The organism is Blastococcus sp. SYSU DS0973 (assembly GCF_054051055.1).
Genome location: NZ_JBJHAN010000009.1, coordinates 100,830 through 114,934, shown reverse-complemented (window position 1 = coordinate 114,934; position 14,105 = coordinate 100,830). Strand labels below are relative to the sequence as shown.

General features: G+C 73.2%; 15 protein-coding genes and 1 pseudogene. 9 read left to right on the top strand and 7 right to left on the bottom strand.

What is annotated here, in order from left to right; all coding sequences use genetic code 11:
* Positions 1 to 6: 6 nt before the first annotated feature.
* The 3 genes from ACI791_RS15160 to ACI791_RS15150 all read right to left on the bottom strand — a co-directional run bounded on the left by ACI791_RS15160 (position 7) and on the right by ACI791_RS15150 (position 3,582).
* On the bottom strand, positions 7 to 1,221 hold the full coding sequence (locus ACI791_RS15160; RefSeq protein ID WP_456586790.1) for an MFS transporter: 1,215 nt from the start codon (positions 1,219 to 1,221) through the stop codon (positions 7 to 9).
* A 164-nt stretch (positions 1,222 to 1,385) separates the two neighbouring features.
* Complete coding sequence (locus ACI791_RS15155) at positions 1,386 to 3,200, bottom strand: phosphoenolpyruvate carboxykinase (GTP) (RefSeq protein WP_456586789.1); 1,815 nt, start codon at positions 3,198 to 3,200, stop codon at positions 1,386 to 1,388.
* A 211-nt stretch (positions 3,201 to 3,411) separates the two neighbouring features.
* Positions 3,412 to 3,582: a hypothetical protein gene (locus tag ACI791_RS15150; RefSeq protein ID WP_456586788.1), complete on the bottom strand. Its 171-nt coding sequence runs from the start codon at positions 3,580 to 3,582 to the stop codon at positions 3,412 to 3,414.
* Between ACI791_RS15150 and ACI791_RS15145 the strand changes: the two genes are divergently transcribed.
* The 4 genes from ACI791_RS15145 to ACI791_RS15130 all read left to right on the top strand — a co-directional run bounded on the left by ACI791_RS15145 (position 3,581) and on the right by ACI791_RS15130 (position 5,100).
* Positions 3,581 to 3,799, top strand: a complete 219-nt coding sequence (locus ACI791_RS15145) for a hypothetical protein (protein ID WP_456586787.1) — start codon at positions 3,581 to 3,583, stop codon at positions 3,797 to 3,799. The genes ACI791_RS15150 and ACI791_RS15145 overlap by 2 nt on opposite strands.
* Before the next feature lie 68 nt (positions 3,800 to 3,867).
* Positions 3,868 to 4,110: an acyl carrier protein gene (locus ACI791_RS15140; protein WP_456586786.1), complete on the top strand. Its 243-nt coding sequence runs from the start codon at positions 3,868 to 3,870 to the stop codon at positions 4,108 to 4,110.
* 25 nt (positions 4,111 to 4,135) lie between these two features.
* A complete protein-coding gene (locus tag ACI791_RS15135) occupies positions 4,136 to 4,804 on the top strand; it encodes a nitronate monooxygenase (protein WP_456586785.1) in 669 nt (222 codons plus the stop codon).
* Complete coding sequence (locus ACI791_RS15130; RefSeq protein WP_456586784.1) at positions 4,798 to 5,100, top strand: hypothetical protein; 303 nt, start codon at positions 4,798 to 4,800, stop codon at positions 5,098 to 5,100. Before ACI791_RS15135 ends, ACI791_RS15130 begins: the two co-directional genes overlap by 7 nt.
* Here ACI791_RS15130 and ACI791_RS15125 read toward each other — a convergent pair.
* Entirely contained in the window at positions 5,097 to 5,789 is a 693-nt protein-coding gene (locus ACI791_RS15125; RefSeq protein WP_456586783.1) for a DsbA family oxidoreductase, read from the bottom strand. The genes ACI791_RS15130 and ACI791_RS15125 overlap by 4 nt on opposite strands.
* Before the next feature lie 109 nt (positions 5,790 to 5,898).
* Entirely contained in the window at positions 5,899 to 6,276 is a 378-nt protein-coding gene (locus tag ACI791_RS15120) for an FKBP-type peptidyl-prolyl cis-trans isomerase (RefSeq protein ID WP_456586782.1), read from the bottom strand.
* Positions 6,277 to 6,495: 219 nt separating this feature from the next.
* Here ACI791_RS15120 and ACI791_RS15115 point away from each other — a divergent pair, with 219 nt between their 5' ends.
* From ACI791_RS15115 to ACI791_RS15105, 3 genes and pseudogenes are all read left to right on the top strand, one after another.
* Positions 6,496 to 8,208 carry a glycoside hydrolase family 13 protein gene (locus ACI791_RS15115; protein ID WP_456586781.1) on the top strand — a complete coding sequence of 571 codons (1,713 nt, stop codon included), beginning with the start codon at positions 6,496 to 6,498 and terminating at the stop codon, positions 8,206 to 8,208.
* Between the two features lie 79 nt (positions 8,209 to 8,287).
* Positions 8,288 to 9,400: a hypothetical protein gene (locus ACI791_RS15110; protein WP_456586780.1), complete on the top strand. Its 1,113-nt coding sequence runs from the start codon at positions 8,288 to 8,290 to the stop codon at positions 9,398 to 9,400.
* Positions 9,401 to 9,453: 53 nt separating this feature from the next.
* Positions 9,454 to 9,600 (top strand): annotated as a pseudogene (locus tag ACI791_RS15105) (MerR family DNA-binding transcriptional regulator); the annotation flags it as partial.
* 120 nt (positions 9,601 to 9,720) lie between these two features.
* Here the strand turns inward: ACI791_RS15105 and ACI791_RS15100 are convergent.
* Positions 9,721 to 10,980 (bottom strand): acyl-CoA dehydrogenase family protein, encoded by a 1,260-nt coding sequence (locus tag ACI791_RS15100; protein ID WP_456586779.1) that lies wholly within the window; start codon positions 10,978 to 10,980, stop codon positions 9,721 to 9,723.
* A 120-nt stretch (positions 10,981 to 11,100) separates the two neighbouring features.
* Positions 11,101 to 13,071, bottom strand: coding sequence for an acetoacetate--CoA ligase (locus ACI791_RS15095; protein ID WP_456586778.1), 1,971 nt, complete (start codon positions 13,069 to 13,071; stop codon positions 11,101 to 11,103).
* Between the two features lie 68 nt (positions 13,072 to 13,139).
* Between ACI791_RS15095 and ACI791_RS15090 the strand changes: the two genes are divergently transcribed.
* Together ACI791_RS15090 and ACI791_RS15085 are read left to right on the top strand one after the other, a co-directional pair.
* Positions 13,140 to 13,544 carry a DUF2237 family protein gene (locus tag ACI791_RS15090; RefSeq protein WP_456586777.1) on the top strand — a complete coding sequence of 135 codons (405 nt, stop codon included), beginning with the start codon at positions 13,140 to 13,142 and terminating at the stop codon, positions 13,542 to 13,544.
* Between the two features lie 44 nt (positions 13,545 to 13,588).
* Positions 13,589 to 14,083 carry a glutathione peroxidase gene (locus tag ACI791_RS15085; RefSeq protein ID WP_456586776.1) on the top strand — a complete coding sequence of 165 codons (495 nt, stop codon included), beginning with the start codon at positions 13,589 to 13,591 and terminating at the stop codon, positions 14,081 to 14,083.
* The last annotated feature ends 22 nt before the right edge of the window (positions 14,084 to 14,105 follow it).

Genomic DNA, 14,105 nt, shown 5'->3' with positions numbered 1-14,105 from the left:
GACCGATCAGCCGGCGAGCGCGGGCTCGGCGGCGTGCTCGGCGGGCACGTGCAGGAGCTGCTGGAAGACGGCGACGACGACCGCCCCGACCGCGGCGGCGACGACCGCCACCACGAAGGCCAGGTTGGCTCCGGCGACGTCGACGATCTTGCCCGCGGCCGAGGCGCCCACGGCCACCCCCAGGCCCAGTGCGGTGCCGATCCAGGTGAACGCCTCCGTCACCGCCGACCGGGGAACCAGGAGCTCGGCCAGGGTGAAGGAGCTGATCAGCGAGGGCGACACCGCCACGCCCGCGACGACCACGAACGGCACCATGACCCAGATGTCGTCGATGAACAGGAGCGGGACGACCAGCACGGTGAGCAGGATCAGCGCGCCGACCAGCCGGAGCCGGAGGGGCAGCCGCCAGTGGATGGCCCCCCAGCCGATGCCGCTGGCCATCGAACCCACCGCCAGGCTGGCGATGAGCACGCCGGACAGCGACATGGCGTCCCGCTCGTCGGCGAACGCGACCAGCGCGATCTCCAGCGTGCCGAGGATGGCGCCCACGGCGGCCCCGACGACGAACAGGACGCGCAGACCCGTGGTGCGGATCGCCGACGGACCCTGCCGGCTCGCGTGCCCGTGCGGCTCCGGCTCGGTGCGGCGCTGCGCGGCGAACAGCAGGCTGCCCACGGTGGCGAGGGTGAACGCCGTGACCACGCCGGACGTGGCGTGCCCCGTGGTGGAGAGGAACGTGACCAGCACCGGGCCGACGATGAAGACGAACTCGTCGACGACGGACTCCATCGCCAGCGCGGTGTGCAGCCGGTGGCTGCCGCGCAGCAGGTGGGTCCAGCGGACGCGGATCATCGAGGACACCGGCGGGATGCAGGCCCCGGCCAGGCCCGCGGAGGTGAAGACGATCCAGAGCGGCCAGGCCTCGCGCACGGAGAACAGGAAGACCAGGCCGGAGAGGACGAAGACGGCCAGCACCGGCAGCAGCACCCTGCGCTGGCCGTGCGTGTCGGCCCACCGCCCCAGCAGCGGCCCCGCGATCGCCGTCGTCACCGCCCCCACGGCGGCCACGGCGCCGCCGAGTCCGTAGGAGCCGGTCTCCGACGCGACCAGCAGGACCGAACCCAGCCCGACCATCGAGAGGGGCAGCCGGCCGATGAAGGCGGCGAGCACCATCGGCAGGGCGTGCGGCGTCCGCAGCACCTGCAGGTACGGATTGGGCACGAGGGGGGTTGCCTCCGCAGAACGGGAAGGGGCGGCAGCCACGCTAACCGACCCGCGGCGGACACGCTGTGAGAGCGGACCGGGCCGCGAACGGCCGGGGCCCGGAACCATGACGGCTCCGGGCCCCGGTCCAGGCCCTCCCCCGCACGCGGGAGGGGCGTCGCTCAGGCCAGGCGGCTCTTCAGGATCTCCAGCTCGTCCCACATGGTGCTGGGCAGCTTGTCACCGAACTTCTCGAACCACTCGGTGATCTGCGGGATCTCCTCGCGCCACTCCTCCGGCTTCACGGCTAGGGCCTTCTCGACCTCGTCCGGGGTCGTGTCCAGGCCGGAGATGTCGAGCGAGTCGACCGTGGGCACGTGGCCGACCGGGGTCTCGACAGCGGCAGCGGTGCCCTCGAGGCGCTCGACGACCCACTTGAGCACGCGGCTGTTCTCGCCGAAGCCCGGCCACAGGAAGCCGCCGTCCTCGTCGCGCCGGAACCAGTTGACGTAGAAGATCTTCGGGAGCTTGGTCGCGTCGGCCTGCTTGCCGGTGTTCACCCAGTGGGAGAAGTAGTCACCGGCGTTGTAGCCGATGAACGGCAGCATGGCGAACGGGTCGCGGCGGACCACGCCGACGGCCCCGGTCGCGGCCGCGGTGGTCTCGGACGAGAGCGTGGCCCCCATGAAGACGCCGTGGTTCCAGTCCCGGGCCTCGGTGACCAGTGGGATCGTCGTCTTGCGACGGCCGCCGAAGAGGATCGCCGAGATGGGCACGCCCTTGGGGTCCTCGTACTCCGGCGCCAGGATCGGGCACTGGGTGATCGGGGTGCAGAAGCGGCTGTTCGGGTGGCTGGAGAGCTCGTCGCTGTCCGGCGTCCAGTCCCGGCCCTTCCAGTCGGTCAGGTGGGCCGGCGGCTCGTCGGTCATGCCCTCCCACCAGACGTCGCCGTCGTCGGTGAGGGCGACGTTGGTGAAGACCGAGTTGCCCTTGTCGATCGTGCGCATGGCGTTCGGGTTGGTGTCCCAGCCGGTGCCCGGGGCGACGCCGAAGAGGCCGTACTCCGGGTTGACAGCGTAGAGCCGGCCGTCCTCACCGAACCGCATCCAGGCGATGTCGTCGCCGATCGTCTCCACCTTCCACCCGGGGATGGTGGGCTCGAGCATCGCCAGGTTCGTCTTGCCGCACGCCGAGGGGAAGGCGCCGGCCACGTAGTAGACCTTCTGCTGCGGGCTGGTGAGCTTGAGGATCAGCATGTGCTCGGCCAGCCAGCCCTCGTCGCGGGCCATGACCGAGGCGATGCGCAGGGCGTAGGCCTTCTTGCCGAGGAGGGCGTTGCCGCCGTAGCCGGAGCCGTAGGACCAGATCATGCGCTCCTCGGGGAACTGCACGATGTACTTGGTCTGGCTGCACGGCCACGGGACGTCGGACTGACCCGGCTCCAGCGGGGCGCCGAGGGAGTGCATCGCCGGCACGAACGGGCGGTCGGTGCCCATCGCCTCGAGGATGCGGCTGCCGATGCGCGCCATCACGCGCATGGAGACGACGACGTACTCGGAGTCGGTGATCTCGACGCCGAACATGGGATTCTCGGCCTCGACCGGACCCATGCAGAACGGGATGACGTACATCGTCCGGCCGCGCATGCACCCCCGGTACAGCTCGGTCATGATCGACTTCATCTCGTTCGGGTCCATCCAGTTGTTGGTGGGACCCGCGTCGGCCTCGTCGACCGAGCAGATGAAGGTGCGGTCCTCCACGCGCGCGACGTCGCTGGGGTCGGAGGCACACCAGAAGGAGTTGGGCTTCTTCGCCAGCGGCGTAAAGGTGCCGGCGTCGACGAGCTTCTGGGTGAGCCCCGCCGCCTCCTCCTCGGTGCCGTCGACCCAGACGACCCGGTCCGGCGTCGTCAGCTCGGCCATCTCGCGCACCCACGCCAGGAGCCGGGCATGCGTGGTGGGGGCGTTCTCCAGACCGGGGGTGGCCACGGAAGTCACGGCGTCTCCATCCTCATGGGTTGCCGGGGCGGAGTCCTGCACCGGCGGTGGTGCCATACGGTCCCTCGGCCGCCTGCGCGGTCGATCGGATCGGGTCAGGGTACTAGCGGCGTCATGCCTCTGTAACCGAGATGAATGTTACGTATAAGACGTCTACCGCTGGACGGAGGTGGATGGTCCAGGGGTTCGTCGGCCGCGCTCCGGCCGCCGGTCAGTCCCGACCGTAGCCGGGGCCGATCCGGGCGGAGAGGGCGTCCCGGTCACCGGGCCCCGGCCGCCGGCCCGCCCCGCGCAGCGCCCGCAGGTCCCGGCTGATCGCCGGGCGGCTCACGGGGAACCGCGAGGGGTTGCCGCGCGGCGGCCGCGGATAGGAGGAGCGCATGACCGTCACCGATCCGGACGTGCCCGACCCGCTCAACGACCCGCGCACCCTCCAGGCGGACCCCGGCGCGCTCGGCGAGGGCGAGGACCTCGCCTCCGCCGCCGACGACCCGGTCGCCGCGGGAGAGGACGAGCTCGCCACGAGCGAGGCCCTCGAGGACGAGGCCGGCGGCAGCGACGTGACCAGCGGGGCGTTCTCGGGAGATCCGTCGACCTGACCATGTGACGAACCTGTCCGCCCGGGTATCTCGGGGGCGTTCGACCCATCCTGAACCGAGGAGGACCGATGGCCACCGGTGAGACCGGCTTCGAAGACGTCTTCTACGACCTCGTCTCCGTCCAGTACCACTCGCTCAAGGCAGGGCACGACTACGGCCAGTACGTCCGGGACGCCGAGAACGCGGGCCTGGACGACGTGGCGAGCTTCTTCCGCGAGGTGATGGAGCAGGACTCCGCCCGCGCGAAGCGCTGCCACGAGTTCCTGGGCCGGCTGCAGGGGACGAGCCAGGGTGGTCCCGCCACCCAGTAGGGCGGCGGCGGGCCAGGATGAGCCGGTGATCAGCACCGCGCTCACCCGTGTGCTCGACCTGACCACGCCGGTCATCGGCGCGCCGATGGCCGGCGTGGCGGGCGGGGCGCTCGCCGCGGCGGTCTCCCGGGCCGGCGGCCTGGGCATGATCGGCGTGGGCGCTGCGACCTCGCCGGAGTTCCTCGCGAAGGAGTGCGCCGTCCCGGCGGGTCAGGACCTGTCGTTCGGCGTCGGCCTCATGGCCTGGGTGCTGCCCGACCGCCCCGACCTGCTCGAGGCGGCCGTCGCGGCCCGCCCGGCCCTGGCCTCGGTCTCCTTCGGCGACCCGGCGCCCTTCGTCCCGATCCTGCACGAGGCCGGGATCACGGTCGCCGCGCAGGTCAACACCGTCGACGACGTGCACCGCGCGGTCGCGGCCGGTGTGGACGTCGTGGTGGCACAGGGCAGCGAGGCCGGCGGGCACACCGGGCACCGGGCCACCCTGCCGCTGCTCCAGGAGGTGCTCACGCTCACCGACCGGCCGGTGGCCGCCGCCGGGGGCATCGCCACCGGTGCGGGCATCGCCGCCGCGCTCGCTGCCGGCGCGGCCGGCGTCTGGATCGGCACGCCGCTGCCGGCCTGTCCTGAGGCGCTCAACTCTCCCGCCGCCCGTGCACGGGTGCGCGCGCCGCCGCCGGCGAGGACACCGTGCTGACGCGGGCGTTCGACGTCGCCCAGGGTCTGGCCTGGCCGGAGCGCTGGCCCGGCCGCGCGCTGGCCAACGCGTTCACCCGCGCCTGGCACGGCCGGGAGGACGAGCTGCGGTGCGACGCCGCAGCGTCGCGGCGCGTCGTCGACGCCCGGGCCCACGACGACCTGAATCAGGCCCCGCTCTACGCGGGGGAGCCGGTGGGCCTCGTGACGGCGGAGCGCTCCGCCACCGACCTCGTGCGCGAGCTCAGCACCGACGCCGAACAGGTGCTCCGCCGGGTTCCGGACCTCCTGAGCTAGATGGCGCAGCTGTCGTCGGTGCAGCCCTCGGCGGCCGGGACCGTGATCAGCGGGTTCGCGTCGGCCCACGCCCGCTCCAGCACCTGCAGCAGCAGCTCGGCCGGCTGCGCACCGGCGGCGCCGTACTTCCGGTCGACGACGAAGAAGGGGACGCCGGTGGCGCCGAGCGCCTGCGCGGTGGCGCCGTCCTGCCGGACCGCGGCCAGGTAGCGCCGGTCGGCCAGCGCCTCGCGCACCTCCGCCTCGTCCAGGCCCACCTCGACGGCGAAGGGGACCAGCGAGTCGACGTCGAACAGCGGCCGCCCCTCCTCGAAGTAGGCGTGCAGCAGCCGCTCCTTGAGCTCGTTGCGCTTGCCGTGCTCGGCCGCCAGGTGCAGCAGCTCGTGCGCCAGGAGCGTGTTGCCGCTGACGGCGTCGGCCAGGTGGTACTCCAGGCCCTCGCCGGCGGCCACCTGCTCGACCTGCGCCATGTTGCCGCGCATCTGCTCCACGCTGGTGCCGTACTTGCGGGCCAGCGCGGGCAGCGTCGGGTGCGTCTCGCCCTCGGGCACGGACGGGTCGAGCTGGAAGGAGCGCCAGACGACCTCGACCCGGTCGCGGTGCGGGAACTTCTCGAGCGCGGCCTCCAGGCGGCGCTTGCCGATGTAGCACCACGGACACACGACGTCGGACCAGACCTCTACCTGCATGCCCACAGCAACCTGGTGGCGCGTTCGTGCATTCCGCTCTGTGACGCAGGGCGGACCTCCGCGCGCGGGCTCGTGCGCCGGGGACGGCTCACCGTCCCCGGCGCCCCGCTCAGCGGACGCCGACGAGGTCGACCACGAAGACGAGCGTCGCGCCGGGCTTGATGACGCCGCCGGCGCCGCGGTCGCCGTAGGCCTTGTGCGCCGGGATGGTGAGCCGACGGCGCCCGCCGACCTTCATGCCGACGATGCCCTCGTCCCAGCCCTGGATGACCATGCCCACGCCGACCCGGAACTCCAGCGGGTCGCCGCGGTCCCAGGAGGCGTCGAACTGCTCGCCGCCCTCGTGGGTGACGCCGACGTAGTGGGTGCTCACCAGGTCGCCGGCCTTGGCCTCCTGGCCCTCACCGACGACCAGGTCCTCGATCACCAGGTCGTCGGGCGCGGGCCCGGTGGGCGGCTCGACCTCGGGTCGGCTCAGCTCGGCCACGGTTCTCCCTCCCGCGCCGGGGCTCTCCCGGCGCCGTCGGCCTCCATCCAAGCAGCGCCCGGCGCGCCGCTCTCGCCGGCCGCGGCCGGCTTCTGCACCACCCGGGCTGCTACGCGGTCTCCGTCGGCGACCTCGCCGGCAAGGACGTGGAGGCCGTCCACCACGGGCGCCCGTCGTGCTGACCGTGCGGCGCGCCGCGTCGCGTGCTGGGCTGGGCCCATGTCCGCTGACCAGCCCGCGTGGTGGACCCGCGCCGTCGTCTACCAGGTCTACCCCCGCTCGTTCATGGACTCCGACGGCGACGGCATCGGCGACCTCGGCGGCGTGCTGCGGCGCCTGGACCACCTCGCCGACCTCGGCGTCGACGTCCTCTGGCTCTCGCCGGTCTACCCCTCGCCCCAGGCCGACAACGGCTACGACATCAGCGACTACCAGGACATCGACCCGCTGTTCGGCACGCTGGAGCAGCTCGACGAGCTGATCGCCGCGCTGCACGCGCGCGGCATGAAGCTGCTCATGGACCTGGTGGTCAACCACACCAGCGACCAGCACCCGTGGTTCGTCGAGTCCCGTTCGTCGACGGACTCACCCAAGCGCGACTGGTACTGGTGGCGGCCGCCGCGGGACGGGATGACGCCCGGCGCCCCCGGCGCGGAGCCGACGAACTGGCAGTCGTTCTTCTCCGGGCCGGTGTGGGAACTCGACGAGGCCAGCGGTGACTACTACCTGCACCTGTTCGACCGCCGGCAGCCCGACCTGAACTGGGAGAACCCCGAGGTCCGGCAGGCGGTGCACGCGATGATGCGCTGGTGGCTCGACCGCGGGGTCGACGGCTTCCGCATGGACGTCATCAACATGATCAGCAAGGACGTCGGCCCGGACGGGGCTCTGCACGACGGGCCCCCGCTGCCGGGATCGGCGCTGGGTGACGGCTCGGCGTCCTACCTGTGCGGCCCGCGGATCCACGAGTTCCTCGCCGAGATGCACCGCGAGGTGTTCGCCGGCCGGAACGGAGCCTTCCTCACCGTCGGCGAGATGCCCGGCGTCACCGTGGAGCAGGCCCGGCTGTTCACCGACCCCGCACGCGCCGAGGTGGACATGGTGTTCCAGTTCGAGCACGTGGGGCTCGACCACGGCACGTCGAAGTGGGACGTCCACCCACTGCGGATGCGCGACCTCAAGGCGTCGTTCGGCCGCTGGCAGGCCGGGCTGGCCGACGTGGGCTGGAACTCCCTGTACTGGGACAACCACGACCAGCCGCGGGCGGTGTCCCGCTTCGGCGACGACTCCCCGGAGTTCCGGCGCGACTCGGCGACCTGCCTGGCCACGCTGCTGCACCTGCACCGCGGGACGCCGTACGTCTACCAGGGCGAGGAGCTCGGGATGGCGAACTTCCCTTTCGCCTCGCTCGAGGAGTTCCGCGACGTCGAGTCGCTCAACCACCACGTGCAGGCGGTCTCGGCCGGGGAGGACCCGGCGCACGTGCTGGCCGCCCTGCGCTGCATGAGCCGCGACAACGCGCGGACGCCGGTGCAGTGGGACGCCTCACCGAACGCCGGCTTCACCACGGGGACACCGTGGCTGGCGGTCAACCCCGACCACGTCGAGTGGAACGCGGCCGGGCAGCGGGACGACGAGCGCTCGGTGCTCGCCCACTACCGGCGGCTGATCGCGCTGCGCCACGACCTGCCCGTGGTGGCCCTCGGCGACTTCTCCATGCTGCTGCCCGACCACGACGACGTGTACGCCTTCACCCGCGCACTGGACGACGAGGACCTGCTCGTCGTCTGCAACCTCTCGCGCACGCCGTACCGGCTGGCCGAGCTGCTGCCCGAGGCGCCCGCGGCCGAGCTGGTGCTCGGCAACCTCCCCGACGACGACCCCGCCGAGCTGCGCCCCTGGGAGGCCCGCGTCCTGCGCCTGCCGGCCTGAGGCATCCGGCCCCCGACGCCGGCGTGGTTCGATGCCGGACCGGGAGCAGTGGCGATCCGGGAGACGGACGGGACCGACGATGGTGCAGCGCGCGGACGACCTCGAGCGGGCCGAGCGCCGTCCAGGCTGGCGGGGCGCGGCGCAGCGCACCTGGGCACGGCACCCCCGCTGGGGCCTGGCTCTGCGGGCGGCCGTCGCGGCGACGATCGCCTGGTGGCTGGCCCAGCTGGTCCCGGGCCCGCTCTCGGACTACCCGTACTACGCCCCGCTCGGCGCGGTCATCGCCACCACCGCGTCGACCCTGGCCGGTTCCGTTCGCTCGTCGGTGCAGACGGTCGCCGCCATCGCGCTCGGCGCCGGGGTCGCGCTGGCCGGCGACGCGCTGATCGACCAGCGGCTGCTCACCCTCGCCGTGGTCGTCGCCGTGGGGGTGGTGCTGGCCGGGTGGCAGCGGCTGGGCAGCTCCAGCAGCTGGCTGCCCACCTCCGCGATCTTCGTGCTGATCCTCGGCAGCGAGAACACGACGGCGTACGTCCTCGGCTACAGCGGCCTCACCTTCCTGGGCGCGCTCGTCGGCGTCGCCGTGGCCGCGGTCGTCCCGCCACTGCCCCTGGCGCCCGCGCAGCAGACGCTCGCCACGCTGCGCGAGGCCCTGGCCGGCCAGCTGGACGACCTCGTGGAGGGGCTGCGACAGGAGCACCCGCCGACGCAGGTCGAGTGGCGCAGCCGGATCCACACCATCGACCCGCTGCTCGCCCAGATGCGGGCCGCCGTCCAGCAGACCGACGAAGCCCGCCGGGGCAACCGCCGCGCGTCCCGGTACCGGAGGGCCGCCGACCGGCAGTACCGGCAGGCCAGGGCGTTGGAGAGCCTGACGCTCCTCGTCGAGGACCTCACCCTGCTGATCGCCGAGACGGAGATCGCCGACCGCGAGCAGGTGCCGCTGGGGCGGCAGCTGCGTCCGCCGGCGTCCCGGGCGCTGGCCGCCCTGGCGGCGGTGCTCCGGTCGGTCGACGGCGCGACGGCCGATCCCGGCACGACCCGGGATGCCTACGCCGCGCTGGACGACTTCACCGCCGAGCTGCGCCGGGCCCGGGTCACCACCGACGACGACCTCTTCGAGGCGGGGAACATCGTCGAGAACCTCCGCCGGTCGCTGGCCGCGGTCCGCCCGCCGGAGGTCACCGCGTGACCCTCGACCAGGTCGAGGCTCGGAGGTGACGGGCGTGGAGAGACGCATGGGGGATCGGCCGGCTGGCCCGGGAGTCGGGCCTGACGGTGAGCGCCCTGCGGTTCTACGACGGTGCCAGGGTGCTCGTGCCGGCGCACGTGGACCCGTGGAGCGGCTACCGCTGGTACAGCGACGAGCAGGTCGTCGTCGCCCGGCTCCTGGCCCGGCTCCGGCCCGGAGACCCCGTGGCCATCGCCCGCACGAGGCCCCGTTCGTGCACCAACGGTGCCTCGTGCGCCCCGGAGACAGCCGCTCGTGCACGAACGGCTGTCCGGCGGGTCTCAGGCCAGCGGGCTGCGCGGGAGCAGGCGGTCGCTGATGATCCGCTTCTGGATCTCGCTGGTGCCCTCGAAGATCGTCGTCAGCCGGGCGTCGCGCCAGTGCCGCTCCACCTGCCGCTCGGTGGTGTAGCCGTTCCCGCCGTGCAACTGCATGGCCTGGTTGGTCACCCGCACCGACATCTCGGTGGCCTCGAGCTTCACCATCGACGCCTCCTTGGCCACCGGCAGCCCGAGGTCGAGCAGGTGCGCGACCTGTCGGTAGAAGGCCCGGGACTGCTCGATCTGCGACGCCATCTCGGCGACGGCGAACCGAAGTGCCTGGAAGTCGCCGATCGGGTGGCCGAACTGCTCGCGCTCCTGCAGGTACAGGATCGAATCCTCCAGCGCGGCGCGGGCCAGCCCGACCGCCCGCGCCGCGGTGTGCACCCGGGCGGTGTTGAGGAACTTCTGCGCCTCGGCGAAGCCGGCCTGCTTCGCGGCCTCCCCCTCCTCCGCGCTCTCCTCGCGGGCGGCCCGCGCCTCGTCGATGACGTTCTCCCGGGGGATGCGGACGCCGTCGAACGTCAGGTCCCAGGTGAGGAAGCCGTGGTAGCCGATCTTGTCGATCGGGTGCCCGGAGAGCCCCTCGGGGAACTCGCCCCGCTTCTTCTCCAGCAGCAGGTTCAGCAGGCCGGCCGACCGGGACTCCCCCGGCGCCGGGTCGCGCTCGCGCACCAGCACCTGGATGAAGTCGGCGGCCTTGGCGTTGCCGCACCAGCGCTTGCGCCCGGTCACCACCCAGTCGTCGCCGTCGAGCACCGCTCGGGTCGAGACGCCGGCGAGGTCGGAGCCGGCGTCGGGCTCGGAGAGGGCGATGGCCCCGATCCAGTTCCCCCGGGCGCTGCGGGCCATCAGCTCGTGCCGGCGGTCGGCGTCGAGGACCGCCGTGCCGAGCCCCTGGGAGCGGGCCAGGATGCTGGCCGTCGACATCCAGGCCCGGGCCAGCTCCTCGCTGACCATGCAGTACTCGAAGACCCCGAGCCCCAGGCCGCCCTGCTCGGCGGGCACGGTGATGCCGAAGTACCCGAGCTCCGCCAGCCGGGCGAGCAGGGACGACGGGATCTCGCCCTTCTGCGGGTCGAGCTCGTCGGCGACCGGCAGCACCTCGTCCACGGCGAACCGGCGGGCCTGCTCCTGCAGCCTCTCCCGCTCGGGGGTGTGCCACGGCGGCAGCACCGCGGGCGGCTGGGGCTGCCAGACCTCGTTCTCGCTCGACGCCATCGTCGGCCCTCCTCGCTCAGGGCGGCTGATCGCAACCACCGTGGCGGCTGGACGTGCCCGCCGCACGCCTCGGTCATCCGTGCAGGTGATCAGCCTCACCCGCTGCGCTGCGCGGCCCGTTCAGGAGCTGATCCGCTCCTGCGCCAGCCGGATGTAGTGCTCGACCAGCGAGGCGTCGTCGACGGCGCCGGTGTTGACCGCCCTCGCCGGGTCGACGCCCTGGAACAGCTTCTTCAGGGGCACCTCCAGCCGCTTGCCGGTGCGGGTGTGCGGCACGCCGGGGACGGCGATGATCTCGTCGGGCACGTGCCGGGGTGACGCCTGCTCCCGGATCGCCGTCCGCAGCTGCGCCTGCAGCTCGTCGGTGAGCTCCTCGCCCGGCGCGAGTTGGACGAACAGCGGCATCCAGTAGCCGCCGCCGGGCAGCTCGACGCCGAGGACGACGCAGTCGACGACCGCCGGAACCGACTCGACCGCGGCGTAGATGTCCGCCGTCCCCATGCGCACGCCGCCTCGGTTGAGGGTCGAGTCCGACCGACCGGTGATGATGCAGGTGCCGCGCTCGGTGATCTCCAGCCAGTCGCCGTGCCGCCAGACGCCGGGCCACGGCTCGAAGTAGGCCGCGCGGTAGCGGGAGCCGTCGGGGTCGTTCCAGAAGTGCAGTGGCATCGAGGGCATCGGCTCGGTCACGACCAGTTCGCCGAGCTCGCCCACGACCGGCCGGCCGTCCTCGCCCCACGACTCGACGGCCACGCCCAGCATCGGGCGCTGCAGCTCTCCCGCGGTGACCGGCAGCAGGGGCGCGCTGCCGATGAAACCGGTCACGACGTCCGTGCCGCCCGACGCGGAGGTCAGCTGCACGTCGGTGCCGACGGCGTCGTAGACCCAGAAGTACGAGGCCTCGGGCAGCGGGGAGCCGGTGCAGCCGAGCACGCGCAGCGCGGAGAGGTCGTGGTCGTCGCCGGGACGGACGCCGGCCTTCTGGCAGGCGCCCAGGTAGCCGGGGCTCGTCCCCAGGAAGGTGATCCCGACCTCCGCGGCGAGGGCGAACTGCGCGTCCACCGTCGGGTAGGCGGGCGCCCCGTCGTGGACCACCGCCGTGGCGCCCGACAGCAGCGAGGACACGACGACGTTCCACATCATCCAGGCGGTGGACGTGTACCAGTAGAAACGGTCGCCGGGCGTCAGGTCCTGGTGCAGCAGCCCCCACTTGAGGTGCTCCAGCACCACCCCGCCGTGGCCGTGCACGATGCCCTTCGGCAGCCCGGTGGTGCCCGAGGAGTAGAGGATCCACAGCGGGGCGTCGAACGGCATCGGCTCGAACGCCGGGTCCTGCTCGTCGGCGACGGCCTCGGCCCAGGGCAGCGCGCCGTCGGGCAGCTCGTCCGCGAAGAGCCGGGGGACGGCGATCGTCGTCCGCACCGTCGGCAGCGCCGCCCGCAGCTCGCCGACGACGTCGCGCCGGTCGTGCTCCCGCCCGTTGAAGCGGTAGCCGTCCACGGCCACCAGCACCGTGGGCTCGATCTGGGCGAACCGGTCCAGGACGGCGCGGGTGCCGAAGTCCGGCGCGCAGCCCGACCACACCGCTCCGATCGAGGCCGAGCCCAGGAAGGCCACGATCGCCTCGGGCACGTTGGGCAGGTAGCCCACGACGCGGTCGCCCCGGCCCACCCCGAGCCGGCGGAGCGTGGCGGCGAACGCGCCCACCTGCCCGCGCAGCGCTGCCCAGGAGACCTCCACCGGCTCGCGGTCCTCGGCGACGGCGATGATCGCCGGGTGCTCCTCCGTGGCGTGCCGGAGCGCCTGCTCGGCGTAGTTGACCGTCGTCCCGGGAAACCAGACGGCGCCGGGCATGCTCCGGTCGGGGAGCACCCGCTCGTCGGGGACGCCGGGGAGCACGCCGGTCCACTCCGCGACGTCGCCCCAGAACTGGTCCAGGTGCTCGACCGACCAGCGCCACAACTGGTCGTAGTCGACCGGATCGCCGAAGGACAGGCCGCGGCGCTCCGCCACCCAGCGGGCGAACGCGGCGATTCGGGTGGCGCGGGCGGACTCGGGGGTGGGCTGCCAGAGGATCTCGGGAGCGGGCACGCCCGCACGATGCCATCCTGGGCGCGCGACGGCCACGGCGTCGCCGTCCCCGGACCGCAGGAGGCCCCGTGCTGCCCGAGCCCACCGACGAGCGCAACGTCCTCGGCGGACCACTGGAGCCCTGCGGCACCGACCCGGTCACGGGGTTCTACCGCGACGGCTCCTGCACCAGCGGTCCCGAGGACCGGGGCCGGCACACCGTCTGCGCCGTCGTCTCCACGGAATTCCTCGCCGTGCAGCGGGAGCTGGGCAACGACCTGAGCACCCCGCGCCCGGAGTACGGCTTCCCGGGGCTGCGGCCGGGCGACCGCTGGTGCGTCGTGGCCACCCGCTGGCTGCAGGCCTACCAGGCCGGGGCGGCGTCGGGGGTCGTGCTCGCCGCCACCAACGCCCGGGCGCTGGAGGTCGTCCCGCTGGAGGCGCTGCGCCGGTACGCCGTCGACGTGCCCGACGACATCGGCGACCTCAGCTGACGCCCGGTCGGAATGAACCCCCCGCCGGGGGCGCTGGCGCCGGCATGAGCGACCTCCTCGACGTGCCCGTGACCACGCTGCAGGGCACCGCCACCACGCTGCGGGAGCTGGCCGGCGGGCGCGCCACCCTGGTCGTCAACGTGGCCAGCCGCTGCGGGCTCACCCCGCAGTACACCGGTCTGGAGGCGCTCCAGCAGCAGTACGGCCCCCGCGGCTTCACCGTCATCGGCGTGCCGTGCAACGAGTTCATGGGCCAGGAGCCCGGCACCGCCGAGGAGATCGAGCAGTTCTGCTCGGCTACCTACGGCGTCACCTTCCCGCTCACCGAGAAGGTGGACGTGAACGGCCCGGGCGCGCACCCGCTGTTCCGGCAGCTGACCGCTACCCCGGACCTGGACGGGGCGGCCGGCGACGTGCAGTGGAACTTCGAGAAGTGGGTGATCGACGGGACCGGCCGGGTGGTCGCCCGCTTCCGGTCGCGCACCGAGCCCGACGCCCCCGAGGTCCGCGCCGCGATCGCGTCGGTCCTCCCGGGCTGACCGCGGCCCGGCACCTCGACGT